Origin of the sequence: Promicromonospora sp. NPDC057138 (assembly GCF_042670845.1) — a bacterium.
Taxonomy (GTDB): domain Bacteria; phylum Actinomycetota; class Actinomycetes; order Actinomycetales; family Cellulomonadaceae; genus Promicromonospora.
Genome location: NZ_JBHUUX010000014.1, coordinates 1 through 17974 on the forward strand (window position 1 = coordinate 1; position 17974 = coordinate 17974).

The window sequence follows — 17974 nt, forward strand, 5'->3', positions numbered from 1 at the left end:
CAGCCTGTCCCCCCTGCGCAAGGCTCACCTTGCGCAGGGGGGACAGGCGCTCTACTTCGCGGGTCCCGTCAGAGGCCGAAGCGCTTCTGCACAGCCCGCACGCTCTCGGCGGACGCCCGCAGGCCCGCCAGCTCCTCGTCCGACATCGGGACTCGCACGTTGTCGGTGACGCCGCGCCGGTCCACGAGGGACGGTACCGACAGGCAGACGTCGCTGATGCCGTAGTAGTCGTCCAGCAGCGAGGACACCGGCATGATCCGGCGCTCGTCGTTGAGCACCGCCTCGATGATGCGGGTCGTGGCCAGGCCGACGGCGTAGTTGGTGGCCCCCTTCCCGGCGATGATCCGGTAGGCCGAGTCGACCACCTCGTGGTGCACCTCCGCGCGCGCCGCGGCGTCGATCGGCGCGGCGCCGCCCACCGGCTCCCAGTCGAGCAGCGGGACGCCGCCGATCGAGGCGGAGCTCCACAGCGCGATCTCGGAGTCCCCGTGCTCCCCGGCGATGTAGGCGTGCACGTTCGCGACCGCGACCCCGCAACGCTCGGCGAGCACGACGCGCAGCCGGGACGAGTCCAGGACGGTGCCGCTGCCGAACAGCTGCTCGCGCGGCAGGCCGGAGATCTTGAGCGCCGCGTACGTGACCACGTCCACGGGATTGGTCACCATCAGGTAGGTCGCGTCGGGCGCGACGTCGACCAGGCCGGGCAGGATCTGCCGCATCAGCCCGATCGTCGCCTCGGCGAGGTCGGTTCGGGTCTGCCCGGGCTTCTGCTTCGCCCCGGCGGTCACCACGACGACGTCGGCGCCCGCGCAGACAGCGACGTCGTCCGAGCCGATCACGTGCGCCTGGGGCGTGAACATCAGGCCGTGCTGCAGGTCCAGCACCTCGGCCTGGACCTTGGCCCGGTTCACGTCGTGCAGGGCGATGGTGCGCGCGGATCCCCGCGCGAGCGCGGCGAAGGCCAGCGTGGACCCGACCGCCCCGGCACCCACCACGGCGATCTTGGTGGTCTGCGAGCTGGAAGGCTCCGTGACCGGGACGTTCGAGAGGGCTGCCATGCGCCCAGGCTATGCGGGTCGGCGGGCTAGGTGTCGAGCCGGGCCAGCGCGGCGCGGACCAGCGCCGGGTCCGTGGTGGGCCAGAACCCGGGCATCGAGCGGGTCAGGAACGACGCGTACCGGGCGGTCGCGAGCCGCGGGTCCAGGACGGCGACCACTCCGCGGTCGTCCATGCTCCGCACCAGGCGCCCCGCGCCCTGCGCGAGCAGCAGCGCCGCGTGCTGCGCGGACACCGCCATGAACCCGTTGCCGCCCGCCTGCTCGACGGCGCGGGCGCGCGCCGCCTTGACCGGGTCGTCGGGGCGCGGGAACGGGATGCGGTCGATGAGCACGAGCTGGCAGGACGGGCCCGGCACGTCGACGCCCTGCCACAGCGACAGCGTGCCGAACAGGCAGGTGGCCGGATCGTCGGCGAACTGGCGCACCAGGGTGGGCAGCTGGTCGTCGCCCTGGGCCAGGATCGGGATGTCCAGCCGCTCGCGCATGGCCTCCGCCGCCGCGTTCGCCGCGCGCCGCGACGAGAACAGGCCGAGCGTGCGGCCCCCCGCCGCGGTGATGAGCTCGGCGATCTCGTCGAGCTGCGCCTCCGTGGTGGGCTCCCGGCCGGGGGCCGGGAGGTGTCGCGCGATGTACAGGATGCCCTGGCGCGGGTAGTCGAACGGGCTGCCGGCGTCCAGGCCCTGCCACGGCGGGGCGTCCTCGCCCTTGAGACCCAGCGTGCCGGCCACCGGGTCGAAGGTGCCGCCCAGCGCCAGCGTGGCCGAGGTGAAGATGCCCGTCGCCTCGCCCAGCAGGTGCGTCCGGATCAGGCCCGCCACGTGCAGCGGCGCCGCGTGCAGGCGCGTCACGTTGTCGCCGAACCCGCCCCACCCGTTGTCGGGGCGCGAGCACCACAGCACGTCGGCGGTCGTGTCCTGCGACGCCATGCGCTCCGCCGTCTCGAAGAGCTGGAGCATGGCGCCCTGCGCCATCTTCAGACCCGGGTCGGGCTGGCCGGCGGCCTGGCCCTTGCCGCCGTTCGCGTCCGGCTTGAGCGTGCTCAGCACCTCGCGCGCGGCGTCGCGCACCGCGCCGACCGCCGTCCGCAGGGAGTCCGGCAGGCCTTCCGGGAACCGCTCGGCGGGCGCCGTGACGAGCAGCGTCCCGAGGTCCTGCGCGGCCTTGTCCAGGGTCTCGGTGTTGGTCCCGGCGTGCCGCCGCGCGAGCCGCGCCGCGTTCTCCACCGAGGCCATCGACAGGTCCACCGTGGCCGACGACGTCACGCGGTCCGTGAGCTCGTGCGCCTCGTCCACCACGACGACGTCGTGCTCCGGGAGGACGCCCGGGCTGCCCGTGGCCGCGATGCCGAGCATCGCGTGGTTGGTGACCACGACGTCCGCGTCCCGGGAGGCGGCGCGCGCCTTGTCCGGGAAGCACTCGGCGAGCATGGGGCACTTGCCGCCGAGGCACTCCATGGCCGTCACGGACACCTGCCGCCACGCCCGGTCGGGCACGCCGGGCACCAGGTCGTCGCGGTCGCCCGTGTCGGTCTCGCTCGCCCACTCGTGCAGGCGGCGGACGTGGTCGGCGAGCGTGGCGCCGTCGTCCTTGCGCCGGCCGCGCGCGCCGCCAGGGCCGGGCGTCTCGTCGGTGCGCGGGTGGTCCTCGCCGCCGGGCAGGTCGAAGAGCGTGGGCTCGTCGGCCGGGTACCCGCCGCCGATCTTGTGCACGCACAGGTAGTTGTGCCAGCCCTTGAGCAGGGCGATCCGCGGCTCGCGCGGGAGCTGGGGCGTTACCGCCTTCGCGACGAGCGGGAGGTCGCGCGTGATGACCTGGCGCTGCAGGGCGAGGGTCGCCGTCGAGATGATGACCTTGCTGCCGTCGGCCACCGCGTGCCGGACGGCGGGCACGAGATAGCCGAGCGACTTACCCGTGCCCGTGCCGGCCTGGACGAGCAGGTGCTCGCCCTTCTCGATCGCCTCGCCGACGGCCACCGCCATCCGATGCTGGCCGTCCCGGCGTCCGCCACCCAGCTCGCCGACGGCAAGGTCGAGGAGCTCCTCGACGTCGGGAACTCGCTGGTCGGAAGTCGTGTCGGTGGGTGCGTCGGGAAGGCTGGTCACGCACTCGATCCTAGGCCGGACCTCCGACATCCACCCCACGTCGTCCACAGGCCCGGCACCGCCGCCCGGACATGCCAGACGCCCAGGTCGGCGGTGCGACCTGGGCGTCTGGCACGTTCCGGGGTGGCTGTGGGTCAGGACGCTACAGCGACCTGCTTCAGCTCTGTGGCGAGCTGCTCGTCGACGCGGCCGCGCAGGTGCGTACCCGCCGCGACGTGCTCGGTCAGCTCGATGTCGCCGTGCTCGTGCACGCGGTGCACCAGGTCGCCTCGCTCGTACGGGACCACGAGGTCGATCTGGATCCCCGGGCGCGGCAGGTCGGCGGCGATCCGGGCCCGCAGCTCGGCGATGCCCTCACCGGAGTGCGCCGAGACGACGGCGGTGTGCCGCTCCCGCCGCTGGATGCGGCCGACGACCGTCGGGTCCGCGATGTCGGCCTTGTTGAGCACCACGATCTCGTGCACGTCCCCGAAGGCGGGGATCTCGGACAGCACCTCGCGGACCGCCGCGATCTGCCCCTCCGGGTCCGGGTGGGACGCGTCGACCACGTGCAGCAGGATGTCGGCGTCGCCGACCTCCTCCAGCGTGGACCGGAACGCCTCGACGAGCTGGTGCGGCAGGTGCCGCACGAACCCGACCGTGTCCGTCAGCGTGTAGATGCGGCCGTCCTCGGTCTTGGTACGCCGCACCGTCGGGTCCAGCGTGGCGAACAGGGCGTTCTCGACAAGCACTCCCGCGCCCGTGAGCGCGTTCAGCAGCGAGGACTTGCCCGCGTTCGTGTAGCCGGCGATGGCGACCGCCGGGATGGCGTTGCGCTTGCGGCTCAGCCGCTTGGTCTCGCGCGCCGGCTTCATCGCGACGATCTCGCGCCGCAGCTTCGCCATCCGGTTGCGGATGCGCCGCCGGTCCAGCTCGATCTTGGTCTCACCGGGGCCACGCGAGCCCATGCCGGCGCCCGCGCCGCCCACCTGGCCACCGGCCTGGCGGGACATCGAGTCGCCCCAGCCGCGCAGGCGCGGCAGCAGGTACTCGAGCTGGGCGAGCTCGACCTGCGCCTTGCCCTCACGGGACTTCGCGTGCTGCGCGAAGATGTCCAGGATCAGGGCCGTACGGTCGACGACCTTGACCTTCACCACGTCCTCCAGCGAGCGGCGCTGGGACGGGGCGAGCTCACCGTCGACGATCACGGTGTCGGCGCCCGACGCCATGACGACCTGTGCGAGCTCCAGGGCCTTGCCGGAACCCAGGTACGTGCCCGGGTCGGGCTTCTGCCGGCGCTGCAGCAGGCCGTCCAGCACCTGCGAGCCGGCCGTCTCGGCCAGCGCGGCGAGCTCGCGCAGCGAGATCTCCGCGTCGCGGGCCGCGTGCTCGCCGCCCGTGAACAGGCCGACGAGCACCACCTTCTCCAGACGCAGCTGCCGGTACTCGACCTCGGTGACGTCTTCCAGCTCGGTCGACAGACCGGCCACGCGGCGCAGCGCAGTGCGCTCCTCGAGGTCCAGCTGGTCGCCGTCGGCCACGGTGTGCACCGTTGCGCCGTCGGCACGTGCGGTCCCCGCCCGAGCGAGAACCCGTGCCACGACATCGTTCGCGATGGCCTGGGCGTCTGCCTGGACCGCGCGGAGTTCGGGCGTCTCCTCTGCGGGGAGCTCGGGCTCTGTCGGGGTGTGGGTCATGTACTGCCTAACTCTCGGTTGTTCGTCCTTCGGTACAACAAGGATCCCACGGCCGAAAGTCCCGCGGCTATGTCTTTCCACGGCGGTCTGGTCAGAAATCCAGCCGCATCACCCGGCGCCGCTTCGTCGGGCGGCTGACCTCCGTCAGGCCCGCCGCCGCGAACGGGCCGGGCGTGCCCACGTTGACCTCGCCCCACGCGATCTCCTGGCCCGGGTTCGGCGCCATCGGGTACCCCTCGACGGCCTGGGCGCCCCGTTCCCGCGCGTGCTCGACGGCGGCCGCCGCCAGCGCGTACATCAGCCCCTGCTTGCGGTAGCCGACCCGGACGGCGAAGCAGGTGACCGCCCAGACGCCGTCGTCGTCCTTGTCCTCGTGCCGGCCCGCCCAGGGCACCTGGCTGCCCCGGTACCGCACGAACTCGGTGCGAGGCGCCACCGCCACCCACCCGGCCGGCTCGGCGTCGACGTAGGCCAGCAGGGCGCCCGACGTCGGCGCGGCGGCGCCGTCCTCGCCGGCCGGAGCGTCGCCGGCCGGACCGCCGTCGGGTGAACCGGCGTCGAGCTGTTCCCGCAGGTGGTGCGCGCGCTCCTCGACGGACAGGTACCACCAGGCGCGGTCGCCGAGCCGGATGCGCTGGCACTGGCAGTGGTGGGCGCCGCCGCGCGTGCCGAACACGGCCTGCACGTCGTCCCACCGATCCGGGGTGGCCGGAACGATCTCCATTCCGGAAGGCTGGCACCGGTCACGCCGGGCGGCAAGCGCCTACGATTACGCGGTGTCCACCGACCACTACTTCACCGCCCAGCCCGCCTCGGACGACGAGCGCCGCACCCGCACCGTCCACCTCGCCGGCCGGGAGCTGGAGGTCGAGGTGGCGTCCGGCGTCTTCTCGCCCGGCGGCGTCGACAAGGGCACGGCGGTGCTGCTGAACCGGGTGCCGGCGGCCCCGCCGTCGGGCAACCTGCTCGACCTGGGGTGCGGCTGGGGGCCCATCACGATCTCCCTCGCGCTGGAGGCGCCGCATGCCACGGTGTGGGCGGTCGACGTCAACGAGCGCGCCCTCGACCTGGTGCGCCGGAACGCCGAGCGGCTCGGCCTCGGCAACGTCCGAGCCGCCCTGCCCGACGACGTGCCCGCCGGCCTGGAGTTCGACGCGTGCTGGTCCAACCCGCCGATCCGCGTGGGCAAGCAGGCGCTGCACGAGCTGCTCGCCCGGTGGCTGCCCCGGCTGGCCGAGGGCGCCGAGGCGTGGCTGGTGGTGCAGAAGAACCTGGGCTCCGACTCGCTCGCGCGCTGGATCACCGACACGCTCGGCCAGCAGGTCGACCGGGAGGCGTCGTCCAAGGGCTTCCGCGTCCTGCGCGTCGCGGGCTGACCTGTCAGAAGTGCGGCGCCCGTCAGCGGGCGACCTGGCCCGAGTACACCAGCTCCGCCGGTCCCGCCAGCTCCACGTTGCCGCTCGGCAGGACGCGCACCCGCACCTCGCCGCCCGGCACCTCGACGATCCACGTGTCGGGCGCGCCGTCGCCGGACGTACCGCCCTGCCAGGTACGCACCGCGAGCGCCGCGGCGCACGCGCCGGTGCCGCACGACGGCGTCTCGCCGACCCCGCGCTCGTGCACCCGCATGCGGAGGCGGCCGACGACGCCGTCGGGCCCCTCCTCCTCGCCGAGCGGCACCACGAGCTCGACGTTGGTGCCGTGCGGCGGGAGGGGCGCGACCTCGGGGGCGTGGAAGAGCTCCAGCGAGGCCAGCTCCTCGACGCTCGCGAGGGCGACGACGGTGTGCGGGTTGCCGAGGTCCACGCTGAGGGCGGGGCGGGGCCTGGTCCAGCCGCGGACCGCGACGGCGGCGTCGTACCCCTCGGCCGCCGCGGTCTCGCCGCCGGGCAGGAACCAGGGGCCCATGTCGACGGCGTACCAGCCGCTGGGCTCCTTGGTGACGCGCTTGACGCCGGCGCGGGTGGCGAGGCTGAGCGGGCCGGCGGACAGGTCGGCTAGCCCCTCCTGCTCGGCGAACGCCGCGAAGACGCGCACGCCGTTGCCGCACATCTCGGCGACGGAGCCGTCGGCGTTGCGGTAGTCCATGAACCACTCGGCCGTCGGGTCCTCCGCCAGCGCGGCCAGGGCGGTCTCCTCGCCGGCGCGGGCGAGCGCGGCGGTCGGGGCGAGCCGGATCACGCCGTCGCCGCCGATCCCGGCGCGCCGGTCGGCCAGCTTGCGCACGTCGGCCGGGCCGAGGTCGAGCACGCCCTCGGGGTCCGCGATCAGCACGAAGTCGTTCTGCGTGCCGTGCCCCTTCGTGAAGGCGAGGGTCGCCGGCGTCGGGGCGGAGGGCACAGGGCTGGTCGCAGGCTGCGTCATGATCCCAGGCTACGGCGCACGGGCTCGGTCCCCGCAACGGGCAGGTTCCCGGCGTCGGCGTCGGCCACGATCTGGAGGGCCTCCTGAAGGAGGCGGGGCGAGGCGGCGTCGAGCCAGTGCACGCGGGGGTCGCGCCCGAACCAGCCCATCTGCTTGCGGGCCAGGCGCCGGGTGTTCGCGGTGATCGCAGCCCTGGCCTCGGTCTCGGTGTACTCGCCGCGCCACCAGGCGAGCACCTCCGCGTAGCCGACGGCGCGGGCCGCGGTGACACCCAGGCCGGTGCCCGTGCCGCCCTGCTCGGGGCTCGCGAGGGCGCGCACCTCGTCCACGAGGCCCGCGTCCCACATGCGGTCCACGCGACCGGCGACGCGTGCGTCCAGCACCTCGCGGGAGCAGTCCAGGCCGATCTGCACGGCGGGCCGCACGTACTCCTGGCGCGGCAGGTTGGCCGTGTAGGGGCGGCCCGTGATCTCGATGACCTCCAGCGCGCGCACGATGCGGCGGGTGTTCTGCGGGCCGATGCTGGTCGCGGCCTGCGGGTCGAGCCGCTCCAGCTCGGCGTGCAGGGCGCGGCGGCCCTCGGCCTCGGCGCGCGCCTCCAGGCGTGCCCGGACGTCGGGGTCGGTGCCCGGGAAGTCCATGGCGTCCAGGAGGGCGCGGACGTACAGTCCTGACCCGCCGACGACGACGGCGCGCGCGCCCCGCCCCTCGATCGCGTCCAGGTCGGCGCGTCCCGCCTCCTGGTAGCGCGCAACGGAGGCGTCCTGCGTCGGGTCCAGCACGTCGACCTGGTGGTGCGGGATGCCGCGCCGCTCGGCCGGCGGCACCTTGGCCGTGCCGACGTCCATGCCGCGGTAGAGCTGGTAGGCGTCGGCGTTGACGATCTCCGCGCCGTTCTCGGAGGCGCCGGGCCCTGTAGTGCTCGGCTCTCTGGTGCCCAGCGCCTCGGCCATGTCGAGCGCGAGGTCCGACTTTCCGGTGGCGGTGGGCCCCACGACGGCGACGACTATCACGCGGCCACTTTACGGGCCGCCGCAGGTCACGACAGGATCGTCACCCAGTACTCGGGCGGCAGGTGGTCGTGCGACTGCCCGAACACCTGGACGTCGGTGTTCCAGGCGTCGGCGCCGGCCGCACGCAACGCCGCCCGGATCCCGTCCGTGAGCGCGCCCGGGGTGCTGTCCAGCCCGCCGGGCACTCCCCCGCTCGCGACGACGAGGCCGGCGGCGCCGCGCAGCAGGTCGGCCGCCGCGGCGTCGAGCAGGGCGGCGTCGGGCGGCACCTCCAGCGTCTCGACGTCGGCGGCCCGAGCGCCCAGCACGTCCGCGAGCGCCAGGAGCGCCACCGACGCGCCGGTGCCGGCGGGGGCGCCGTCCGCCCAGGACGTGGCCGCGGCGGCGCGCCGTCCTGAGCCTGTCGAAGGGCGCCGCCCTGAGCCTGTCGAAGGGTCGGGCAACCAGCGCTCACCGATGCCCGAACCCGCGAGCGACGGGCGCAGGCGCCCGTGCCGGAGCGTGGGTCCGTGCGCCAGGACCAGCGGCAGCCGGCCCCCCGCGGTGAGCTCCGCGAGGGCCGCCCGGACTGCGCCGCGAGCCGCCGCGAGCGGGTCCGGCCGCAGGCCAGGGGCCAGCCCGGGGACGAGCAGCGGGGTCGCAGGCAGGATCACGGCGCGCACGGTCATCGAAACTAGCAGCAGGCCCGGCCGTTGGCCGTTCCCGGACGATTCCACCCCATTTCTCACGCGTTCGACGCAGCGGGGGAAGGGGTCTGGCGGGTACTGTGGCCTGGTGAGGTTTTTCGGGTCACGACGCCGGAACACGGCGGGCGACGGCAACCGCGCGGCTACCGGCCCGCAAAAGCCCGAGCCCAAGGAACTCGACGACGACGAGCTGCGGGCGCAGGTCGAAGGCGTACTGCTCCGAGAGCTGACGGGCGGCCTCGACGATCCCGGCTCCATTCCTCAGCCGCTGACGCGCGACCGCGTCGTCGAATGGCTGGGCGAGAACGGGTTCAGCTATTTCGTGGACTCGGAGGGCGACGTCGGCGGGCTGTGGCACGGCTGGCTCTTCTACTTCCTCATGGTCGGCGAGAGCTCCGAGGTGCTCCAGGTGCGCGGGCAGTGGCACCGGGACCTCACCATCGAGCGGCTCGAGGAGATCCTCGAGCTCTGCAACGAGTGGAACGCCGAGCGCATCTGGCCCAAGACGTACGTCCGGGTCCGTGACAACGGGGCGGTGCTGGTCTACACCGAGGTCACCGTCGACCTGGAGCACGGCGTCACGGAGGACCAGCTCGACCAGCTCCTGCAGTGCGGGCTGACCACCGGGTCCATGTTCTTCGAGCACCTCGACGAGACGTACCCCGACCCGCTGAGGTCCGCGCCATGAGCCCGGCCCGGAGTGGAGGCGGCGCCGGCCGCTGGCTCGCCCGACTGCTCAACCCGCGCCCGCCGGCCGCGCGGCGTACCTCGGGCACGCAGACCCGCACCCTTGCGAACGTGCAGGTCGACAAGCCGCGCCCGCTGAGCACGCAGCGCGTCGGCGACGACCTCTCGCGCCGCGGCTACCGGTTCCGGATCGACGACGACGGCGACGTCACCGGCACCTGGGACGGCAACCGGTTCTGGTTCCTGCTGCTCGGCGAGCACGACGAGATCCTGCAGGTGCGCGGCCGCTGGGCCGGCGCGCTGCCGCCCGGCGCGCGGCTGGCCGTGCTGCAGGCCGCGAACGACTGGAACCGCGAGCGCATCTGGCCCAAGGTCTACACGCGCGAGGAGAGCTCGGGGCTCGCCCTGTACGCCGAGGTGTCGGTGGACTTCGAGCACGGCGCCACGGAGGACCAGCTCGCCCAGACCGTGTCGTGCGGCCTGGTGACGGCGAGCCAGTTCTTCTCCACCGTGGCCTCGCTGGCACCCCCGCCCGACGCGGAACCGGGCACCGAGCCGGACCCGGGCGACACCGCGAAGTAGCGCGGCCCTACCTCGCGCGGAGGGTCGGCAGGCCCAGCGGCACCGGGCCCGACGGCGCCGGGGTGCCGTGCGAGTGCGCGTCCTCCCCGCCGCCGAGGCGGACCTTCTCGCGCTCCGCCCACGCGTCGCCCGAGCGGGTGCGCCGCACCGCGAGCGGTCCGTCGGTCACGGGGTCGGCGATGAGGTGGTGCGGGGCGGCCTTCGTCACGGTCACGGTCACCATGTCGCCGGGCCGCGGCAGGCCTTCGGGCACGACGGCGGACAGGCGCGGGTCGTCGAGGCTCGCCGGAGCACCGGTGAGCTCCGCGTGGGCGAGGTGCGCGCCCGAGGCGACCGAGGCGGCGTCGGGCAGCGCGGGCAGGCCGAAGTGCACCAGGCGGTTGTCGGCGGCCCGGCCCGACAGCCGGTGCATCGCGCCGTCCTTCCTGCCGGAGCCCTCGGCGACGAGGACCTCGAGCGTGCGTCCCACCTGCCGTTGCGCCTCCTCGGCGCCGATGCGCTCCTGCAGCGCGAGCAGGCGCTCGAAGCGCTCCTGCACGACCTCCTTGGGGAGCTGGTGGTCCATGGTCGCGGCCGGCGTGCCGGGGCGCGGCGAGTACTGGAAGCTGAACGCCGAGCTGAACCGGGACGCCTCGACGACGCGCAGGGTCTCGGCGAAGTCCTCCTCGGTCTCGCCCGGGAAGCCGACGATGATGTCGGTCGTGATCGAGGCGTCGGGCATCGCGGCGCGGACACGCTCCAGGATGCCGAGGAACTTCTCCGAGCGGTACGAGCGGCGCATCGCGCGCAGGATCCGGTCGGAGCCGGACTGCAGCGGCATGTGCAGCTGCGGCATCACGTTCGGGGTCTCGGCCATGGCGGCGATGACGTCGTCGGTGAACGCGGCGGGGTGCGGGGACGTGAACCGCACGCGCTCCAGGCCCTCGATCCGGCCGCACGCGCGCAGCAGCTTGGCGAACGCGCCGCGGTCGCCGAACTCGACGCCGTAGCTGTTCACGTTCTGACCGAGCAGCGTCACCTCGATGGCGCCTGCGGCCACCAGTGCCTCGACCTCGGCCAGGATCTCGCCGGGACGGCGGTCGCGCTCCTTGCCGCGCAGGTGCGGCACTATGCAGAACGTGCAGGTGTTGTTGCAGCCCACGGAGATGCTGACCCAGCCGGCGTAGACGGACTCGCGCTTGGTCGGCAGCGTGGACGGGAAGACCTGCAGGGACTCCGCGATCTCGACCTGCGCCGACTCGTTGTGCCGGGCACGCTCCAGCAGCACCGGCAGGGCGTCGAGGTTGTGCGTGCCGAACACGACGTCGACCCACGGCGCCTTCGCCACGATGTCGCCGCGGTCCTTCTGGGCCAGGCACCCGCCGACGGCGATCTGCATGCCCGGCCGCTCCGCCTTGACCCCGGCGAGCTGGCCGAGGTTCCCGTACAGCTTGTTCGCCGCGTTCTCGCGCACGGCGCACGTGTTGATCACGATGACGTCGGCGGAGCTCGCCGCCTCGTCCTCGCTGGACGCACGCGTGTAGCCGGCCTGTTCGAGCATGCCTGCCATGTGCTCGGAGTCGTGCACGTTCATCTGGCAGCCCAGCGTGCGCACCAGGTAGGTGCGGGGCCGCTCCGGAGCGTCGTCGCGGACGACGGCGTCCGTCGCCAGTTTGGTCGCGGCGGCGTCGGGCAGGGCTGGGGTGAGGGCGGTCGTGGACATCGGAGCCAACTTTACGGCCCCTGTCGAGCCGCCCCGAACTCGCCCGGGCTCGCCCGGAACAGTGCAGGTCCGACCCCATAGCGGGCATCTGTTACCGAAACGTTGTGCCCGGATGACCCGTCGACTTGGCCCTCGAAACATCGGATCGTTAGGTTCAAGGGATGGACCAGAGCACCCCGACCACCGGCCAACCAGCGGCCGACGAGACCGTGGACGCTCCGACGTCGGACCGCGTCCTCGGGGCGCCCCTCGTAGAGCTGAAGCACGTGAACAAGCACTTCGGCGCGCTGCACGTCTTACAGGACATCAACCTCACCGTCCGCAAGGGCGAGGTGCTGGTCGTGATCGGGCCGTCGGGCTCCGGCAAGTCGACGCTGTGCCGGGCGATCAACCGCCTGGAGACCATCGACGACGGCAGCATCGCCATCGACGGCAAGACCCTGCCCGAGGAGGGCAAGGCCCTGGCGCAGCTGCGCGCCGAGGTCGGCATGGTCTTCCAGTCGTTCAACCTGTTCGCGCACAAGACCGTGCTCGACAACGTGACCCTCGGGCCGCGCAAGGTCCGCGGCATGAGCAAGAAGGCCGCCCAGGAGCAGGCCCGGGCCCTCCTCGACCGCGTGGGCGTCGGCAACCAGGCGGGCAAGATGCCCGCCCAGCTGTCGGGCGGCCAGCAGCAGCGTGTGGCGATCGCCCGCGCGCTGGCGATGCAGCCGAAGGTCATGCTCTTCGACGAGCCGACGTCGGCCCTCGACCCCGAGATGATCAACGAGGTGCTCGACGCCATGGTGGCGCTCGCCCAGGAGGGCATGACCATGATCGTCGTCACGCACGAGATGGGGTTCGCCCGCAAGGCCGCGAACCGCGTGGTCTTCATGGCGGACGGCCAGATCGTCGAAGAGGCTCCCCCCGAGGAGTTCTTCACGGCGCCCAAGAGCGAGCGGGCGCGCGACTTCCTCTCCAAGATCCTGACCCACTGATCTTTCATTGACTGATCCCAGGGTTCCGCAACGGAGCCCGGACTACCGAAGGGGAATCATGCGTAAGCACACCATGGGGCTGCTAGCAATGGCGGCAGTATCTACTCTCGCGCTTTCTGCGTGTGGCGGCGCCGAGGTCGGCGAGCCGTCCGGCGACGACACCGCCGCGGGTGGCGGCGACACCATCCGCATCGGCATCAAGTACGACCAGCCGGGCCTGGGCCTCCAGGAGGGCGACGAGTTCACGGGCTTCGACACCGACGTCGCTCGCTACGTGGCCGACAAGCTCGGCTACTCCGAGGACCAGATCGAGTGGGTCGAGACCATCTCCGCGAACCGCGAGACGGCGCTGCAGAACGGCGACGTGGACATGATCTTCGCCACCTACTCGATCAACGACGAGCGCAAGGAGCTCATCGACTTCGCCGGCCCGTACTTCGTCGCCGGACAGGACCTGCTGGTCGCCGCCGACAACACGGACATCAAGGGCCCGGAGGACCTCGAGGGCAAGAACCTCTGCTCGGTCACCGGCTCGACCTCGGCGGAGAACATCAAGAAGGACTACGCCGAGGGCGTGCAGCTCGTGGAGCGCGGCGGCTACGCCGAGTGCGCCACCGCCCTCGCGTCCGGTGCGGTCGACGCCGTCACCACTGACGACATCATCCTTGCCGGCCTGGCCGCGGCCGAGCAGAACGCCGGCAAGTTTAAGGTCGTCGGCGCGCCCTTCTCGGAGGAGCGCTACGGCGTGGGCCTGCCCGACGGCAGCACCGACGAGTGCGAGAAGATCAACACCGCGATCGGCGAGATGATCGAGGACGGCACGTGGGAGGAGCTCATCGCCAAGAACACCGAGGGCACCGACTACACCCCGAACGCGGACCTCAACCCGCCGGAGCAGGACGCCTGCGCGTGACCTCCTGATAGTTGATCTGTTCCAGCGTGCTCGACGCCGGACCGTCCGCTCTCCGTGCGGCTGCCGGTCCGGCGTCGGGCGCGTCCGGCGCCGTCGGCCCGTGTCGCGACGCCCCCGACCATTTCCCTGAAAGGTGACCGTGGACGACTTCTTCGCCGGGTTCGCCGAGCTCTTCGCTCAGTACGACGTCCTGGCTGCGTTCTGGGTCAATATCCAGCTCACGTTCTGGGCCGCCCTCCTGTCCCTGGTCCTCGGCACCGTGCTCGCACTGATGCGCATCTCCCCGATCGCGTCGCTCCAGTGGGCCGGCACCGCGTACGTGACCATCTTCCGGAACACCCCGCTGACGATCATCCTCACGTTCATGTTCCTGGTGGTGTTCTCGCAGCTGGGGCTCTCAATCTCGGACGACTTCGACACCACGTTCTTCTGGTATGCGGTGATCGGCCTGTCCATCTACCACGCGGCGTTCGTCTGTGAGGCCATCCGCTCCGGCGTGAACACGGTGCCGGTGGGCCAGGCCGAGGCCGCGCGCGCGATCGGGCTCTCGTTCCTGCCCGCGGCGGGCCTCATCATCTTGCCGCAGGCGTTCCGCGGCGCCATCGCGCCGCTCGGCAACACGCTGATCGCGTTGCTGAAGAACTCGACCGTCGCCGTCGCCGCCTCGGTCGCGACCGAGACGTCATCGCTGATGAAGACCATGATCGAGTTCCGACCGGACCTCATGGTCGCGATCTTCCTGCTGTTCGCGGTCGGCTACGTCATCCTGGTGATCCCGATCGGTGTGACCACCACCTGGCTGTCCACCCGACTGGCGGTGAAGCGATGACCGCGTCCGTCCTGTTCGACGCCCAGGGGCCTCGCGCCCGGGCCCTGTCCGCGGTCGGCAACGTCGTCTCAGCCCTGGTGGTGCTCGCCGGGCTCGCCTGGCTGGCGTCCGAGCTGTATGCCAAGGGCCAGTTCGAGTCGTCGCTCTGGCAGAACGCCGTGTCCGCCGAGGCCTGGCAGTCCTACTACCTGCCCGGCCTGCAGAACACGCTGCGCTCGGCGTTGTTCGCCACGGTGGGCTCGGTGGTGTTCGGCATCATCTTCGGCGTCGGACGGCTGTCGCACATTCGTCCGATCCGGTGGATCTCGGGTGTGGTCGTGGAGTTCTTCCGCGCGGTGCCCGTCCTGCTGATGATGATCTTCTTCTACATGTTCTTCTCGGCACAGGCCCAGTGGATCGCCGACCGCCCGTTCGCGGCGGTGGTGCTGGCCCTCGTCCTGTACAACGGCTCGGTCATCGCGGAGCTGGTCAGGTCCGGGGTCGGGAACCTCCCGAAGGGACAGGGCGAGGCCGGGCTGGCGATCGGCCTGACTCCCGGGCAGACGCTCCGCTCCGTCCAGCTTCCGCAGGCCCTCGTCGCCATGCTTCCCGCGATGGTGTCGCAGCTCGTGGTGGTGCTCAAGGACTCGGCGCTCGGCCAGATCATCCTTTACCCCGAGCTGCTCCGATCCGCCCAGATCCTCTCCTCCAAGGAGCAGAACCCGCTGCAGACGCTGGTCGTCGTGGCGATCGTGTTCATCATCATCAACTGGCTGCTCACCGTCCTGGCGCACCGGCTCGCGAGGCTGCTGTCCAGCCGGACGGCGGGGGCCACGATCGAGGGCACCGGCATCGGCATCCCGACCGCCGTGGCCGGTGGACCCGTGGGCGGCGGACCAGGTCCGGGCGCGGGCGTCGTCTGACGGTCCACCCGCACCGACGCCGGAGCCGCCCTCAGCACACACGCTGGGGGCGGCTCCGGCGTTCGGGCACCCTGTCGCGAGTCGGCGCGCAACGACGTCGCCGCGGGGCGAGGACGCCGGTGCTGGACGTCAGTCCTCGGCGTAGCCGAGGTCGTCCGTCTCCTCGCCCTCCGCGGCGAGCGCGTCGCGGACCAGCTCGAACGCCAGCCCGGGCGCATAGCCCTTCCGCGCAAGCGAGCCGACGGCGCGGCGCACCCGCACCTGGCGGTCGAGGCTGCGCGTGCGGGTGACGAGCTTGGTGGCCAGCTTCGCGCCCGCGACGCGTTCGTCGTCCGGGTCGAGCTGGTCCAGCGCCTCCGTGGCCGTGTCCTCGTCGATGCCTCGCCGGCGCAGCTCCGCGGCGATGCCACGGCGGGCCAGGCCGCGCTCGGCGTGCCGGGTGCGGACGATGGTCTCGGCGTAGGTCGCGTCGTCCACCAGGCCCACCTCGTCGAACCGGTCGAGCACCTGCACGACGACGTCCTCCGGGTAGCCCTTGCGCGCCAGCGACTGCTCGAGCTCCCGGCGGGACCGTTGCGCCGCCGTCAGGATCCGCAGAACTACCTCGCGGGCCTTCTCGACGGCGTCGTCGCGGCTGATCTCGCCGACTTCGAGGCGCTCCGCGACGGTCTTCCGTGGTGCCCGGTCGGCTCCACTGCCCCGCCCACGACTGCTCGTCCGGCCGCCCTCCCGGGAGGCCGGATGGCCCCGACGCTTCCCCACGCCGGGACCATCCGCTGGATTACCGTACTGCACGTCAGAACGGTGCCTTCTCGGCGGCCGCCTCCGCCTTGGCGGCGGTCTTCGACACCGCCGGCTTGGTGGCCCTCGCACGCGTGGCGGTCGACTTGGTGGCCTTCGCCGTGGTCGTCGTCCGCGAGGACGAGCTCGCCGCCGCGACCGTGCCCGCGGCCGGTCCGCTCTCGGTGGTCGGAGCGGCAGTGGCGCCCGCACCCTCGTCCGCCGGGGCGTCGACCTTCGGGCCCACGCCCAGCTTCTCCTTGACGCGCTTCTCGATGTCGTTGGCGAGGTCGGGGTTGTCACGGAGGAAGGCCCGCGCGTTCTCCTTGCCCTGGCCGAGCTGGTCGCCCTCGTAGGTGAACCACGAGCCCGACTTGCGCACGAAGCCGTGATCCACGCCCATGTCGATCAGGCCGCCCTCGCGGGAGATCCCGTGGCCGTACAGGATGTCGAACTCCGCCTGCTTGAAGGGCGGGGCCATCTTGTTCTTGACGACCTTCACCCGGGTGCGGTTACCGACCGCGTCCGTACCCTCCTTGAGGGTCTCGATGCGGCGGATGTCGAGACGGACCGACGCGTAGAACTTCAGCGCCTTGCCACCGGTGGTGGTCTCGGGCGAGCCGAAGAACACGCCGATCTTCTCGCGCAGCTGGTTGATGAAGATCGCGGTGGTGCCGGACGAGCTGAGCGCGCCCGTGATCTTGCGCAGGGCCTGCGACATGAGGCGGGCCTGCAGACCCACGTGGCTGTCGCCCATCTCGCCCTCGATCTCGGCCTTGGGCGTCAGGGCGGCGACGGAGTCGATCACGATGATGTCGAGCGCGCCGGAGCGGATCAGCATGTCCGTGATCTCCAGCGCCTGCTCACCGGTGTCCGGCTGCGAGACCAGGAGGGCGTCGGTGTCGACACCGAGCTTCTTGGCGTAGTCCGGGTCCAGCGCGTGCTCGGCGTCGATGAACGCCGCGATGCCACCCTGGCGCTGCGCGTTGGCCACCGCGTGCAGCGCGATGGTCGTCTTGCCCGAGGACTCGGGCCCGTACACCTCGACGACGCGGCCACGGGGCAGACCTCCGATACCGAGCGCCACGTCGAGGGCGATCGAGCCGGTCGGGATCACCTCGATAGGCGCACGGATCTCGTCGCCGAGGCGCATGACCGAGCCCTTGCCAAAGCTGCGGTCGATCTGGGCGAGGGCCGCTTCGAGGGCCTTGTCGCGATCTGCTGGTGCGGGCATGTGCAACACCTTCGGTTTCAGGGCGCTCTGTGCGCCGGCGTGGATGGCTCTGTACGTCGTAGCCGACCGTACGCGGAGCCACTGACACGGACGCCTGCTCCGGCCGCCGCCTGTGGACGACGTTCCGAAATCCGTGCCTGTGGTCGAAGTCTAGCCGAACGCGTGTTCGAGGCAAGGCACGACACACCGGTGTGTCGCGGGACATCTCGCCGGGCTCAGCGACGCGGCGGCGGAGCCTGCCGGTGCTTGTCCTTGCCCCACCGGTCGGCGTCGGGCACGTCGAGCGCGTCGCACAGCGCGTGCCACACGTCGCGCGGCTCGTCGCCGTCGTCCAGGGCGACCGCGGGGGTCCGGCCGCCAAGCGTGGGGAGCACCTGCTCGCGCGCCAGGGCGCGCCCGTACGCGGGACCGAAGACCTCGTCTATCAGCTGCCAGAAATCCCGTTCGCGCACCCGCCAACCCTACGTCT

18 protein-coding genes are annotated in these 17974 nt (G+C 72.2%); 7 read left to right on the forward strand and 11 right to left on the reverse strand.

Annotated elements, in window-relative coordinates; all coding sequences use genetic code 11:
- Positions 1 to 68: 68 nt before the first annotated feature.
- From ACFT2C_RS10865 to ACFT2C_RS10880, 4 genes are all read right to left on the reverse strand, one after another.
- Positions 69 to 1058 (reverse strand): L-lactate dehydrogenase, encoded by a 990-nt coding sequence (locus ACFT2C_RS10865; RefSeq protein ID WP_377207062.1) that lies wholly within the window; start codon positions 1056 to 1058, stop codon positions 69 to 71.
- 26 nt (positions 1059 to 1084) lie between these two features.
- Positions 1085 to 3190, reverse strand: a complete 2106-nt coding sequence (locus tag ACFT2C_RS10870; protein WP_377207063.1) for an ATP-dependent DNA helicase — start codon at positions 3188 to 3190, stop codon at positions 1085 to 1087.
- A 104-nt stretch (positions 3191 to 3294) separates the two neighbouring features.
- Positions 3295 to 4836 carry a GTPase HflX gene (gene hflX, locus ACFT2C_RS10875; RefSeq protein WP_377207064.1) on the reverse strand — a complete coding sequence of 514 codons (1542 nt, stop codon included), beginning with the start codon at positions 4834 to 4836 and terminating at the stop codon, positions 3295 to 3297.
- Positions 4837 to 4927: 91 nt separating this feature from the next.
- Positions 4928 to 5560, reverse strand: a complete 633-nt coding sequence (locus ACFT2C_RS10880) for a GNAT family N-acetyltransferase (protein WP_377207065.1) — start codon at positions 5558 to 5560, stop codon at positions 4928 to 4930.
- Positions 5561 to 5612: 52 nt separating this feature from the next.
- Between ACFT2C_RS10880 and ACFT2C_RS10885 the strand changes: the two genes are divergently transcribed.
- Positions 5613 to 6212: a class I SAM-dependent methyltransferase gene (locus ACFT2C_RS10885; RefSeq protein ID WP_377207066.1), complete on the forward strand. Its 600-nt coding sequence runs from the start codon at positions 5613 to 5615 to the stop codon at positions 6210 to 6212.
- 22 nt (positions 6213 to 6234) lie between these two features.
- On the opposite strand, the gene dapF is transcribed toward ACFT2C_RS10885, so the two are convergent.
- Genes dapF through ACFT2C_RS10900 form a run of 3 tightly spaced genes read right to left on the reverse strand, consistent with a single transcriptional unit; the run spans position 6235 to position 8866 of the window.
- A complete protein-coding gene (gene dapF, locus ACFT2C_RS10890; RefSeq protein WP_377207067.1) occupies positions 6235 to 7200 on the reverse strand; it encodes a diaminopimelate epimerase in 966 nt (321 codons plus the stop codon).
- Positions 7197 to 8213 (reverse strand): tRNA (adenosine(37)-N6)-dimethylallyltransferase MiaA, encoded by a 1017-nt coding sequence (gene miaA / locus ACFT2C_RS10895; protein ID WP_377207068.1) that lies wholly within the window; start codon positions 8211 to 8213, stop codon positions 7197 to 7199. Before miaA ends, dapF begins: the two co-directional genes overlap by 4 nt.
- 26 nt (positions 8214 to 8239) lie before the next feature.
- Positions 8240 to 8866: a hypothetical protein gene (locus ACFT2C_RS10900; protein WP_377207069.1), complete on the reverse strand. Its 627-nt coding sequence runs from the start codon at positions 8864 to 8866 to the stop codon at positions 8240 to 8242.
- A gap of 121 nt (positions 8867 to 8987) precedes the next feature.
- Here ACFT2C_RS10900 and ACFT2C_RS10905 point away from each other — a divergent pair, with 121 nt between their 5' ends.
- Together ACFT2C_RS10905 and ACFT2C_RS10910 are read left to right on the forward strand one after the other, a co-directional pair.
- On the forward strand, positions 8988 to 9587 hold the full coding sequence (locus ACFT2C_RS10905; protein ID WP_377207070.1) for a YbjN domain-containing protein: 600 nt from the start codon (positions 8988 to 8990) through the stop codon (positions 9585 to 9587).
- Complete coding sequence (locus ACFT2C_RS10910; RefSeq protein ID WP_377207071.1) at positions 9584 to 10168, forward strand: YbjN domain-containing protein; 585 nt, start codon at positions 9584 to 9586, stop codon at positions 10166 to 10168. Before ACFT2C_RS10905 ends, ACFT2C_RS10910 begins: the two co-directional genes overlap by 4 nt.
- 7 nt (positions 10169 to 10175) lie before the next feature.
- On the opposite strand, the gene miaB is transcribed toward ACFT2C_RS10910, so the two are convergent.
- Positions 10176 to 11870, reverse strand: a complete 1695-nt coding sequence (miaB, locus tag ACFT2C_RS10915) for a tRNA (N6-isopentenyl adenosine(37)-C2)-methylthiotransferase MiaB (RefSeq protein ID WP_377207072.1) — start codon at positions 11868 to 11870, stop codon at positions 10176 to 10178.
- 161 nt (positions 11871 to 12031) lie between these two features.
- Here miaB and ACFT2C_RS10920 point away from each other — a divergent pair, with 161 nt between their 5' ends.
- From ACFT2C_RS10920 to ACFT2C_RS10935, 4 genes are all read left to right on the forward strand, one after another.
- Entirely contained in the window at positions 12032 to 12847 is an 816-nt protein-coding gene (locus ACFT2C_RS10920) for an amino acid ABC transporter ATP-binding protein (protein WP_377207073.1), read from the forward strand.
- Between the two features lie 58 nt (positions 12848 to 12905).
- Entirely contained in the window at positions 12906 to 13760 is an 855-nt protein-coding gene (locus ACFT2C_RS10925) for a transporter substrate-binding domain-containing protein (RefSeq protein WP_377207074.1), read from the forward strand.
- Between the two features lie 139 nt (positions 13761 to 13899).
- Positions 13900 to 14589 (forward strand): amino acid ABC transporter permease, encoded by a 690-nt coding sequence (locus ACFT2C_RS10930; protein ID WP_377207075.1) that lies wholly within the window; start codon positions 13900 to 13902, stop codon positions 14587 to 14589.
- Positions 14586 to 15491 carry an amino acid ABC transporter permease gene (locus ACFT2C_RS10935; RefSeq protein WP_377207076.1) on the forward strand — a complete coding sequence of 302 codons (906 nt, stop codon included), beginning with the start codon at positions 14586 to 14588 and terminating at the stop codon, positions 15489 to 15491. Before ACFT2C_RS10930 ends, ACFT2C_RS10935 begins: the two co-directional genes overlap by 4 nt.
- A 129-nt stretch (positions 15492 to 15620) precedes the next feature.
- Here ACFT2C_RS10935 and ACFT2C_RS10940 read toward each other — a convergent pair whose 3' ends face one another.
- From ACFT2C_RS10940 to ACFT2C_RS10950, 3 genes are all read right to left on the reverse strand, one after another.
- The gene (locus ACFT2C_RS10940; RefSeq protein ID WP_377207077.1) at positions 15621 to 16253 is read right to left on the reverse strand and encodes a regulatory protein RecX; all 633 of its coding nucleotides are present in this window, start codon (positions 16251 to 16253) and stop codon (positions 15621 to 15623) included.
- 34 nt (positions 16254 to 16287) lie between these two features.
- On the reverse strand, positions 16288 to 17505 hold the full coding sequence (gene recA, locus ACFT2C_RS10945) for a recombinase RecA (RefSeq protein ID WP_377207078.1): 1218 nt from the start codon (positions 17503 to 17505) through the stop codon (positions 16288 to 16290).
- 215 nt (positions 17506 to 17720) lie between these two features.
- Positions 17721 to 17957: a DUF3046 domain-containing protein gene (locus ACFT2C_RS10950; protein ID WP_377207079.1), complete on the reverse strand. Its 237-nt coding sequence runs from the start codon at positions 17955 to 17957 to the stop codon at positions 17721 to 17723.
- Positions 17958 to 17974 lie beyond the last annotated feature (17 nt).